The sequence below is a fragment of the Pseudoalteromonas sp. Of11M-6 genome (assembly GCF_022347905.1).
In the GTDB taxonomy this organism is placed as follows: Bacteria; Pseudomonadota; Gammaproteobacteria; order Enterobacterales; family Alteromonadaceae; genus Pseudoalteromonas.
On the sequence record NZ_JAKRFW010000078.1, the window covers coordinates 1 to 13,409 of the forward strand.

Consider the following 13,409-nt stretch of genomic DNA (forward strand, 5'->3'; position numbering starts at 1 on the left):
TGCTGCTGCAACATTATAATGTTGACTGCCTTCTAGCTTATCGATTAACCACAGCCGTTGTTGTGAAAATGACGCTGGGATCGCACCACTGCGATCTATACTGGTAATAGCAACCAATTTCTCTTGTTGGGCACGGAGTAGCGCTATTAATTCTTGTTTGTTTGCTGTTAATTCAGCTTTTAACTCAGCACTTAACTTGCCTGACTTCTTTTTAAAACGCAGCTGTCCCTGCTCGTCGAGAAATAATGTGACACCTTGTAGGCGCGCTTTCTTTAGAATTTCTAGCACCATTATAATACTCCCTCATCTTCAAATTCGTCATTCTCTGCATCGACTGCTTGTAATGCGAATAGTTGCTCAATCAACTCTGCTTGTTGGCGGATAGTCTGATATTGAAATAATTGGTTCATTTGTGTTACGCACGCAAACTGCTTCTGTAGAGCAGTGCTTAATGACATGACAAGCAGAGAGTTACCTCCAGCTGCGAAAAAGTTACAATCTATACTCGGTGGTTGCTCAAGTCGAAGTACCTGTTGCCAGATAGCTACCAATTGCAATTCAAGATCGGTATTGGCCGCAACAAACTCTTTTGAGTCCTGCATGGGTGCCTCAGGTAGCGCTTTGACATTAATTTTACCGTTTGCACTCAATGGTAGCTCAGGCAAGTCAATCAATTGCGCAGGGCAAAGGTAACTAGGAAGGTTTTGTTGTAGCGTCAGCAATATCTGTGACAAAGTGATATCTGGGTCTATATTGGACTGGTTAAGCACAACATATGAGACTAAGCGCCTATGCTCTTCCTCTCCTGCCATTACGGTAACACCTGCCTTAACCTGAGGTAGCATAAGCAACTGCTGGTTTACTTCTCCCAATTCGATACGAAAACCATGTAATTTCACTTGATCATCAATGCGACCCACATAGTATAAGCTGCCGTCATACTGTTGCCGAACAAGATCACCGGTACGGTATAATCGCTCTCCAGGCTGAAATGGGTTGTGAACAAAACGCTGAGTAGTCAACTCCGGTTGGTTAAGATAGCCATTCGCGAGACAGCGCCCTCCAATGTGCAATTCACCTACAACACCAGTTGGTACTATCTGCATTGCTTTGTCTAATACATATAGCTGGGTATTTTCCATAGCGTAGCCAATAGGGAGCGAATCAGCCTGTCCTAGCTCAAAATCATTTAGCCGCGCGATACAACAACCCACAACGGCTTCGCTTGGTCCATAATGATTGTATATGGTGGCATTTGGAAAGGTATGAGTTAATTGGGCGAAAAGCGATACCGGAAACAACTCACCGCCAATCACAAAGACATGCTGACTTTGACATACCTCATCACCCATAATGAACATTAACGCTCTGGCATGCATAGGTGTTAATCGCAACAACAAAGGCTGAGTACTTGGTCGCGCAAGTCGCTTGGCAAGCTCGGTTAAAACCTCATCATGGTGACCACTTAGGTCGACCGTACCACCGCACAATAATGGTAGAAGTAATGCAGGCAAACTAATATCAAAGCCGTAAGACGTCACCAAGAACGAGCCTACTAACTCAACGTCATAATAATTCTGCAAAGCAAACTGGCAGTAATCAAGCAATGCCCGATGCGAAACCTCAACCCCTTTAGGTTTACCTGTTGAACCTGATGTATAAATAACATAAGCAGGGGTTTGAGCTTGGTAAGCTGAACTGCTTGGCAGACTACTATACTCGTGAAACAACCAATCGCTAAGTGTTAGATCCGTCACCTGGCATGGTTGACTTTGCCAGCGCGTCCAATAGGCTTGTGAAATGAGTGCCATATCAAGCTTTGCATCGTTAACTATGCTATTGAGACGCTCCCCTCGGTTTGACAAATCAATCGGAACAAAACAAGCATTAATTTTCAAAGAAGCGAGAATTGCGACCAATATTTCAGGACCACGATCAAGGTATAAGCCAATTCGGCTACTTTCCCCGACTTGTTGTTGACGCAAGTAGTTGGCCAGCTGCTCTACTTTTTGGGCCAACACTTCATAACTGAACTCCTGCTCATTATAGCGCGTAGCGATAGCTTTAGGGTGAGCTGCTACTTGCTGATAAAATAATGCTAATAAAGATGTATCGCGACCTTTAAGGTTAACAACACCACACTGCTGCGAACGCTCACTTTGTTTCGTAGTTAACTGTAATTGCCCAAGTGCGACTTCAGGGTTGGTCAGCGTTTGAGCCAGTACGTGCTTTACGCTATTCACAACGTTTTGTATCGCTACCGCTTCAAATAGACTCGTATCATAATCAAACTGCAATAACAGCTTTCGCTCGTGCTCTATAACACGCAATGAAAATTCAAACTTACTTTGCTGATCACTAAACTCGATGGGCTTAAGGTGTTCGGTAAAGGTGCTTTCATCTGAGACTAGCGCCTTTTGATACGTAAACAGAACCTGCACCAAGGGGTTATAACTCGTAGTGCGCTGTGTCGTAAGCTGCTCAACTAGCCACTCAAAGGGCGTCTCTTGATTGTCTAAGGCGGCAACATCAGTACTTTTTACTTGTTGTAGGTAATCACTAAAACAGCACTCAGATTGATAATGAGTACGCAGCACCAAGGTGTTAACAAATAAACCAACCACGCTGTCAAAATCTTTGTGCGGTCGATTAGCCACTGGCGTTGCAATAGCATAATCATCACTGTTGTTATAGCGGCATAGTACGATGCTCAAAACAGCATGTAAGTACATAAATGCTGTCGTATTAGTCGCTGATGTTGCTTTTTTCATTAATTCGAATAATTCACCCTCGACATCTATAGTCATGGTTTGGCTTTTATGTGCAGCAAACTTCCCACGGGGTTTATTCAGTGGCAATGAACTTAGCATGGGCATATCACTTAGCTGCTCTAACCAATATTGATTTTGTCGCGCTAACCGCTGCTGCTGAGCTTCACTGTGCTGCCATAATGCATAGTCAGCGTAATCGACTGTGGGTGCAACTAGTTGATGCGCTTTCCCCTGCTGATAAGCCTGATACAGCGAATAAAACTCTTGAGCAAGGACCTCCATAGACCAAGCATCTGTCGCAATATGGTGGACACAAATTAGCAAGTAACAACTTAGCCCTGTCGTAACATAAGTTGCTCTGAACGGAATGGATGTAGCAAGTTCGAAGGGGAGTTGCGCTAATGCTTTTAGTCGCTCGTCTACTGCGCTTTGGGCGCATAGCTGCTGTTCATTTAGCTCGGTAATAGTAAACTTAGGTCGTGAGACCACGACTTGCGTTATTTCTTCTTCCTGAGTACGGTAAATCGTGCGTAATGCTTGGTGACGCTCTATCAACTCATTCATAACTTGAGTAGCCAGCGCAAGGTTAAACTGTTTGCCAACTTGGAAAAGCAAATGCATGTTGTAGTGCGTACTTTTACCATCGTGAAGCTGATCGATAAACCATAAACGGCGCTGTTGTAATGATAATGGCAATGACTGTTGTGATTTTTTACGTCTCGGAATAACGTGCTGCTGACTTGTTTGCTTTTCATCAATCAACCGACTCAACGCCGCGATAGTATTATGTTCAAAAATATCTCGAAGCGACAAAGTGGAATTGAATTTAGCGTTTAATTCATTTACTAAACGTAAACTTAATAATGAGTGACCACCAATATTAAAAAAGCTGTCATGAACTGAAATATCAGAGTTAAGCCCGAGTATTTGTTGCCAACTCTCCATCACACTGTGTTCACTCTCCGACTTAGCTGGTACAAAATCAATATCTGCAACCACATTCAAGTTAGCTAGCGCTGACTTATCCACTTTGCCATTTGGAGTTAGAGGTAAAGCAGAGACACACTCTATACGGTCAGGGATAAGATAACTTGGGGCACGCATAGCGAGTATATGGCGCCACTGTGATACGCTCTGCTGTTTATCTTTGCATGTGGATGAACACACAACAAATGCGACCAATAATCCGGTTTGACTGCGACATTGTTTAACCACCGCCACTTGCTGACAATCCGCGAACTCGCGAATTAGTCGTTCAACTTCTCCAAGTTCAATACGATGTCCTTTTATTTTGACCTGATCGTCGTTACGGCCAACATAGATGAGCTCACCCGTGTCCTGCCAACGAACCAAATCGCCGGTTTTGTATGCCCTAATAGGTGTCGTTAAAAAGGACACTTCCACAAATCGTTGCTGCGTTAGCTCCGGACGATTTAAATAGCCTGGTGTCACTCCTTCACCAGCAATTAATAGTTCACCCACAGCACCATGTGGCATTAGCTGTTGAAATTCATCCACAACGTAAACTTGAGTGTTCGCGACAGGGGCACCTATCGTGACAGCTTGTGGTTTCACTTTAGCCGCACAAGACCACACCGTACATTCCGTTGGCCCGTACATATTAAACACTCGCTCAGGCAGAAGCGCACAAAGTTGCTGAGCAAGGTCATCACTCAGAGCCTCTCCACCAACCAGTAGCAATTCCAGCTGCTGTAATGCATCTCGACCCGAGTCACTGTGTAGTAATTCACGTATATAGCTAGGCGTCGCTTGAAAGTGTGAAACTTGGTGTTGAACGATTAACTGAGCAGGATCCCAATCGTTCTCAAAACGTTGTGCCAACATATTCGTTTGACAATCGTGCTGTATAAAGCGTTCTTGAATTGTTGCTACACAAGATAACTGCTGCGGTGTGATGGAGGCATGTTGTTGAGACGTGTAAATAACTACAACTGCATTAAAGCCCATCTTGCCAAAGAGAGCTAACTGCGCCAGAGCCATATCACTATCTTCAAGCGTGCAAAGCGCTCCCGTTTGTTCATTGCATTCGCTAACGGGCAGATAGAGTACTCTGCTGCTAGCCGCTTGCTGAATAGTGTTAAATGCCGCAACTTTTGTTGCTAGTTCTGAAAGCTCGCTTCCTTGATATAGCACCGAAAGTCCAGCTCCGCTTCGCGCCGCCTGCTCATATTCTTGCTCCGTGGCGCGACAGTTTAAGCCGAGATTTTCAGTATCAGAATGTAAGCAAGAAACTCGATCACCAACATAGCTTGAAAACTTCGCAACAGATAACTCTTTTGCATCGAGTAATGCCATATCTGATTTGCATAAATGCACCTGTGCGAGCTTTTCACTTGCGATACTCTGTGGTCGCTCTGGCTGGATGATTACCTTAGCTCCAGAGGCTAAGCTCCAGAATAGCTCGAGCACAGAAATATCAAAGCTAATACTCGTGCTAGCTAACCAGGTTATATCTGACGAGTTGCTTGGTAGCGATGTGCTCATCGCGGTAAAAAAGTTAAGTACGTTTCTGTGGCTCACTTTGACGCCCTTTGGCTTGCCCGTGGAGCCACTCGTATAGATCACATATGCCAAGCTATCTGAGGTGAGTTGATTAGTATAAGAAACGGGGTTTGTCGACGCCTGTAAGTCTAGGTATTCAAGCAAGTGAAGTGCAGCTGATACATTGTTACTGAATAATGGTTGTAACGATTGCGTCAAAATTAAGTGCTTTAATTCGCTATCTTGAACAATATAATTCAGCCGCTGTGGTGGGTAGCTGGGATCTAAAGGCAAATAAGCACCACCAACTTTTAAAATAGCCAACATATTAATCAGCATAGATAAAGAGCGCGGTTGACAAATCCCAACTAAATCTCCAGGCCGGATCCCTCTTTGACACAACTGTTTAGCAACACATTCAGATTGCGCATTTAACTCTGCAAACGTTAAGTTTTCATTGTTAAAACAGACAGCTACTTTATCGGGCTGCGTAACACTTTGGTATTCGATGGCATGTTGCAGTAACCCCTCACTATCAAACGCTTGCGAGGTACAATTTAGCTGTTGCAACAAATAGTCACGTTGAGATTCTGGTAACAAGTTGTAGTGATAACAAGCTTGTTGTTCAGAATCGATGACGCCATCAACCAATTGTGCAAATTGCGCCATCATCTGCTCGATATATTGCTGATGAAACAACTCAGTACGGTATTCGACTGTAAGCTGCAGACCCTCTGATTGTTCACGTGCATGCCAAGTCAATTCATACTTAGCTACCGATTCTGAGTGTAACTGTGGTGTCATGGAAAACGGCAAATCGCCAAGAGGTAATGCTTCGTTCGCCGTATTGTCCAGAATCAACATGATTTGAAACAACGGGGAGTAATTCAAACTGCGTTCAGGAGCTAGCATTTCGACCAGTTGTTCAAATGGCGTAGCTTGGCGGGACAATGCCTCTAGGTTAACTTGCTTTATTTGTTCTAAGAACGTCCCAAAACTCTGCTTAAGAGAGCACTCCACTTTTAACACTAGGTTATTTATAAAAAAGCCCACAACGTTATCCAACTGCGGGTGACTACGATTTGCAACCGGGGTTCCAATAACCACTTGTGAATGCTGAGTGTGACGGCAAATTAACAGACTCAATAAACCATGCAATACCATAAAAAGCGTCGCATTGTGTTTGCCCGCAAGTTGCTTTAAACCATTCAACTGCTTCTGATTCAATAGCCATTGCAGATTGTTTCCAGCAAACGTTTGCTGATTACTTCTCGCTTGATAAATGGGTAACTGATGGACAGCATCAATATCTGCCAGCTGTGTAAGCCAATAATCTAAGTGCGCTTTATGCTCATTCGACGCAAGTTGTTCATGGTGCCACGCGGCATAATCACTGTATTGAATATCGATCACAGGAAGCGCTTCAGTGTCAACACCCAGCTTTTGTTTATAAATAGTAATAAAGTCGCGTAATAGAATATTCATCGACCAAGCATCTGTCGCGATGTGATGTGTAGTGAGGAGTAACGTGCCGTGCTGCTCACCTCGCTTGACATAAGTCCCGCGCAACAGACAATCTCGGCTTAGATCGAATGGTATGGTTGCATTTTCTAATCGCACAGTCTCAAGTTGACACTGCTGCTCAGCGATAGACTTTCCAGTCACATCTAGTAATACTAGTTGAAAAGCTTCTTGCGTTAACTGTAGCTGTGGTTGAGCATCTATTGTGACAAAATTCATAAGTAATGCCTGATGACGCTCTAGTAACTGAGTCAAGGCATACTCAGCAATATCGACATCAAACTGGCCGCAGATATCCAACGCAAATGGCATATTATACTGAGCCTGGTTGCTTTCAATCTGCGACAGTAACCACAACCGCTGCTGCGCTACAGAAAGCGGTTTAACCATATCCGTCTCCAGTCGCTTAATTGGTTCAAGCGCTAGATCTTCACTTTTCTGTATAAACTTAGCCAAGTCACGAATAATGGGGTGATTAAAAATATCTTTTAACTGTAGTTTCTTACCCAGCTGTGTACTCACATGGTTGATCAACCTAACCGCTAACAGTGAATGCCCCCCCATTGCAAAAAAGTCACTGTTAGGCGCAATATCTGTTCGTGATAACAGCTGCGTGCAAATATCCAGCAACTGCATCTCAACCAAGCTCTCCGGAGCAAGTCGTGAAGTTTGTTGCAACGTTTTGGGATCAGGTAATGCCCGTCGGTTAACTTTGCCATTACGACTTAGCGGAAAGTCATCAAGCGCAATATAGCAATGCGGTCTCATGTACATAGGTAGCCTAGCAGCGGCAAGACCTTCTAGCTGGTTGCGCACGGCCTCAACATCTTCATGTTGAGGCACGAAATAACACACAAGATACTCATTTTCTTGGCTTCTATTAACGTGTGCGATTAATCGTTGAACACCATCACAGCCCTCCAAAAGCGTTTCAATCTCGCCAAGTTCAACTCGATGCCCACGAATTTTAACTTGTTGATCATTACGACCAATGAACTCCAACCGCCCTTGACTATTCCAGCGAACTAAATCCCCTGTTTTGTAGTAACGTTCGGACGAGCCGCTCTTTAAAACATCTACAACAAAACACCTAGAGGTTAACTCTGGCCGTTGCCAATATCCCTTCGCCACACCGGTACCTGCAATCCACAATTCGCCGATGCCTCCGGGCACCTGAAGTTGCTGTTGTTCGTTTAATACCAGCAACTGAGTATTAGTCATTGGCAGACCTATCGGTACAGTGCCGTTTCCTGACAATGGTAAATCATTGAATGCATGTATGCAGCAGCCCACGACAGTCTCTGTTGGACCGTAATGGTTATATAACAAACTGTTAGGAAACGTATCACTTAATGCTAAAGCTACTCTTTGCGATAGGGCCTCACCACCTATCACCAATACACAAGGGGCAGTGATCACTTGGCCCTTGAGCGCATCGAGTAAGGCCTGACAATGGCTAGGAGTTAATCGCAATAATACCCCTTCAAGCTCAAGTTGCTGTAATTCGTTCAGCAAAGCAAAAATCACATCATCTTGTGGCAATAATGTCACACATCCCCCATGTAATAAGGGTAAGTAAAGACTAGGTACACTGATGTCAAATGCCGGCTCAGTAACGAGTAGAGAGCCCACGAGATGGTCTTGGTAATAAAAATCACTGGCAAAGGCGCAATACTGCTGTAATCCCAACTGAGTAATTTCAACTCCCTTGGGTTGACCAGTAGAGCCTGATGTATAAATTAGATAAGCACTATCACTTAACTGAGTTGGCGGTAGCGAAGATGGTGTAAACTCACTTAGCCAGTCTGGCGTTAAGCAGTCATCCATCAACATTACATCATACCCTTCGCTAGATACTGTTTCGAGAAGTGCACTTTGGGTTATCAATAGTTCGGCATCAACATCTTTTAATACATATTCCAACCTTGTCTTACCACTCGATTTATCTAATGGGATATATACGGCTCCCGCCAGCTGTACTCCGATAACGGCGACTAATAGCTCCACACTTTTAGGCAGTAATAGCGCAACATGATCACCATGACCTATTTCTTGTTCTGATAAGCAGCCAGCTAAATTTTTCGCTTTGGCAATTAATTCGCCATAACTTAGTGTCGTATCACCTGCTCGAGCTGCGATTCGTTCCGGTGCACTCTGAGCCTGAATTAATATCTGCTGTACAATGGGAAGTTCTGTATCAGTAACTTGCTGCTCACCTGTTCCCATTGATAGGAGCGATTGTCTTGTTTCTTCACTCAACAACGAAGGTAATGATTGATTAGATTGGTGTTCAGGCAACGCAGTTAGCAATTGCACCATAGCTGTTGATAACCGCTCCACTGTCACTTGGTCGAATAATTCACTTTTATAATTCCAGTCAAGGATTAGGCTTCCTTGCTCTTCAAATATGCTAAGGTCCAAGTCATAACGCACAGCTCCCTCTCGCAACGGTAAAGCGCGAACAATCAAGTCCGTCAATTCAAATTGAGATTGTTGATAATTTTGTAGTACAAACTTGATTTGGGCTAAAGGGTTGTAGGCTAAATTGCGGGAAGGCTGCACAGCCTCTACGACTTGGTCAAAAGGTACCTCTTGATGACCAAAAGCCTGCTGTACTCGGCTTTTATTTTTAGCTAAAAATTGCCAAAAATCACCATCTTCAGGGATCTCCGAACGCAGCACTATTGTATTGAGAAAGCAGCCGATCAAGGACTGAACTTCCTCTCGTTCTCTTCCCGCCACAGGTGTCGCCATCACAATATCATCACTACCACTAAATCGGCCTAAAACAAAAGCAAATGCAGACTGTAATAAGGTAAAGAGCGTCACATTGTGGCTTTTTGCCAGCTTGACTAACTGCTCGCTCAGTTTCTTGCTCAAAGGAACTTGCATTTGTTTAGATGTAAAATTTTGCTGTTTAGGGCGTGGTCTATCGAGTGGTAGGCTATGTACCTCTGGAGCTTCGGCTAAATAGTCATGCCAAAACTCTAATTTCTGTTCAAGTACTGGCTGATCTAAATGTTGCTTTTGCCAATAGGCATAGTCAGCATACTGTATTGGTAAAGCAGTTAACTGCACTGACTGGCCAGTCGCTAACTGGTGATAACTGGTCACAAATTCTGATGACAGCACTTCCACTGACCAGCCGTCTGCTGCAATATGGTGAACAGCGAAAAGTAAGCAATGCTGTTTGGCATGACGTTTAACAAGCGTTACCCGCAATACTAATTCAGCACTCAAGTCGAATGAGTAACGTGACTCTTTAGTTATCAGCTGTTGTAGTTTAGTCTCATATTCTGCGGCAGAAAGCAGGCTATAGTCTTCTTGAAACAGAGGTATCTCAAAGTCTTGATGTAAAAACTGCAGCGTTTGATTTTGCTGCTCAACGTAACCACACCGGAGCACTTCGTGACGGTTGATTATTTCAGCCAAAGCCTGACTAACCTTATCAACTCGCAACTCACCTTCTAACTCGAATGCTGCAAAAATATTATATTCGCTACTCTCGCCACCACCAAGCTGGTGTATAAACCACAATCTCGCCTGCGCCAAAGACAAAGGTAGATACTTACTGTCAGGACGAGGAGTGATAGCACTAACTTTAGGACGTTGGATACTATGTTGTAGATACTGGATAATATCGTCTTTGTGTGCAGAAATTTCATTCTTTAGCTCAGAGGTCAACGCTCCTTTTGGCGCCGTAAATTTTAGCTTTTGCTCTTCAAGATAAAGTTCGATCCCTGCAGCTAGCGCTTTTTTTATTATTTTTTGAACCATTAAAATTCTCCAGATTCCATATCTTCCGCAAGCTCGGCCTCGGTATTTGCGCCAGTGTTTTTGTTAGCCAGTTCAACAGCTAATGCAATCTCAGCTACGGTTGGATACGTGAATAAAAACAGCAGTTCCAGCTGTACACCGAAACCGTTTTCTATCGCATTTTTAAACGCGACCAGTGAAATAGAACTACCTCCAAGCTCGAAGAAGCTATCATGCACTCCTGGGGAAGTTTGTAACCCCAAAGTCAGTTGCAATATATCCACAAGCTTCTCTTCTAGTTCATTGCTCGGCGCCATATAGCGACTATCACTATGCGCAATGGGGGTGGGTAAATTAGCTTTGTCAATTTTGCCATTATTTGTTAACGGCAATACGTTGAGCACAGCCCACCGACTAGGCTGCATATAATGAGGCAACCTATGCTTGAGCCACCCCTTCACATCACTGATAAGGTCACTATGATCTTGGCAACTGTGACTAACCAACCAAGCGTCAAGGTGCTGATGCTGTTTAGTGGTATTAAGCAGCACTACCGCGCTATCCAACCGCTCATGCTGAGCTAAGTTTTGCTCCACTTCAGGCAACTCAACACGGTAACCTTTATATTTGACTTGAGCGTCTCTGCGACCTAAAAACTCAATGTTTCCGTCATTACGATATCGAGCAATATCTCCAGTGCGATACATTCTTGAACCAAGATCTTGCTCCAGCAAATCTGCAAAAAATACCTTTGCCGTTAACTCATCTTTGTTCCAATAGCCTCGGCTGACTTGATTTCCACCAATATAAATCTCTCCTTTTACACCAGGAAGCTGTAGTTGTTGCTGATTATCGAGTATATAAATACGGTTATTCGCATCCGCTTTGCCAATAGCCAAAATTTCACCATAATAGCCATCAGGCTTTATCTCTAAGTGCGAAACAGTGACGGTGGTTTCAGTTGGACCATAAGAGTTAACTAACTTTGGAAGCTTCCCTTGATGTGCAAACCAGCGCTCAACACAGCCAGCCTGTAACCCTTCACCACCAATAATGACTGTTTCCAGCATATTAGGTAATGACATAGTAGGCGCCTGCATAAGTTGATGGAAAAATGCCGTTGGCAAAGTGATTAGATTGATACGTTGCTGTTCACAAAGCGCCCAAAATGTTGCCGTACTCGATAGCCAGGTATCGTCTCGTAGTACCAACGTCCCACCTGTCATTAAGCTGCCAAATATCTCCTCAATGGACATATCAAAATTTACAGCACTAAATTGCAGTATGCGTTTAGTCGAGTCGAGTCGGTAGCGGTCTATAAAGCCTTCGACAAAAGCAGCTAAATTTTGGTGCTCCACCATCACGCCTTTAGGGTTACCGGTGGATCCTGATGTATATATTAGGTACACCAGTTGCTGTGGGGCGATGCAGATTTGGGGCGCATTCGGTTCATGATCTTGGAATATTGTGTGATCTTCACTTAAATTCTGTATCACATAATCGGATTCTGCTTGTTTGTAACTCTCATGGTCATCACCCTCAGGTAATAACAAAAGCTTTGGTTTACTATCGGCCAAAACATAAAGAGACCTAGCTTTTGGCTGCGCTCTATCCAGCGGCACATATGTCGCACCGGCTTTCATAACCGCGAAAATAGCGACCATAAACATTGCCGATCTTGGCAGGCAGATTGCTACTCGATCTTCTGTTGTAATTCCCTCTTGTAAGAGATAATTTGCGAGCTGATTTGAGTGGGATTCTAACCAAGCATAAGTATACTCCTTGCCATTATCTACTATGGCAATATTATCGGGGAACCGAACAGCATTATTCGATAACCGCTGAGGCATCAACAAAGTTGGAGTAGCTTGCAATACGCTTTGAGGCCAACCAAGTAAACGCCTCTTATCATCATTAGACATAAGTGATAACTCGGCAAGGGTTGCATTAGGTTGCGTTACAAAAGCCTTTAAGATATTTAAGAAATACTCGCTCCATTTGGCAACATCACTAGAGTGGTAAAGCTCATTTAGAAACTCTATATGGCAATCTAAGCCATGTTCTGTTTGCTCTGCAGTTAGCACTAAATCAAATTCTGAATGACCATTCGTCCGTATCAGTTCATTCATTTCGAGAGCAGGTATCTGCGCAACCTCATACTTATTGTGAAGTGCTAACAATGTTTGGAATACCGGATGCTGATATGAACTTCTTGGCGGGTTCAAACGCTCAATTATTTGCTCCAACGGAGCATCTTGATTGGCAAAAGCAGAAGTGCTTTTCTCACTCACATGAGAAAACAACTCGATAATAGTCATCTCCGACTGTAATTCAACTTTCAAGACAACGGTATTGACGAACAGTCCAATTAGATCAAAGCAAGCCGCATGCTGTCTCCCAGCAACAGGAAGTCCTATCTGTAATGACGAGCTGCCGGTAAGCTTAGCTAGCAAAATAGCCCATGCTGAACTTAACAGCATATTGAGTGTTATCTTTTGATCTTTTGCTATCAGTTCTAATTCAGAGCTAAAAGAAGGCAATAAAGAAAAACTGACTTTGCTGGTACTACCCCTAAGTTTTTCTATTGTCCCGGTGTCGCTAGGCAGTTTTAAATCTTCACCACGCTCGGCTAACTCAGTAACCCAGTAGTCTAGCTGTGACTTGAGCTTTTGTTGCTGCTGACTTGCCAGCTGCCAATCAGCATAATCACTATACTGAATTGCTAAAGGAGGAAGTACCGCAGCCTCCCCTCTTTGCAATCCTTGATAAAGTGCCGCAAACTCTCGATGCAATATCTCTACCGACCAACCATCTGCGATGATGTGATGAAGACTGATCATCAGCACCGCTTCCGTTGCA

At 43.8% G+C, this 13,409-nt stretch carries 3 protein-coding genes; all 3 read right to left on the minus strand.

Annotation, left to right across the window (positions count from 1 at the left end; translation table 11 throughout):
* The coding region (locus MHN32_RS22485) for a hypothetical protein (RefSeq protein ID WP_239422861.1) at positions 1-291 on the minus strand (291 nt) is incomplete at its 3' end.
* On the minus strand, positions 291-10,571 hold the full coding sequence (locus tag MHN32_RS22490; protein ID WP_239422862.1) for a non-ribosomal peptide synthetase: 10,281 nt from the start codon (positions 10,569-10,571) through the stop codon (positions 291-293). The genes MHN32_RS22490 and MHN32_RS22485, both read right to left, overlap by 1 nt.
* Positions 10,571-13,409: amino acid adenylation domain-containing protein (locus MHN32_RS22495; RefSeq protein WP_239422863.1), on the minus strand; the 2,839-nt coding region annotated here is incomplete at its 5' end. The genes MHN32_RS22495 and MHN32_RS22490, both read right to left, overlap by 1 nt.

Coding starts and splice junctions, on each gene's coding strand:
- MHN32_RS22490 (WP_239422862.1), bottom strand. CDS start 10,571: ATGGTTCAAAAAATAATAAAAAAAGCGCTAGCTGCAGGGATCGAACTT.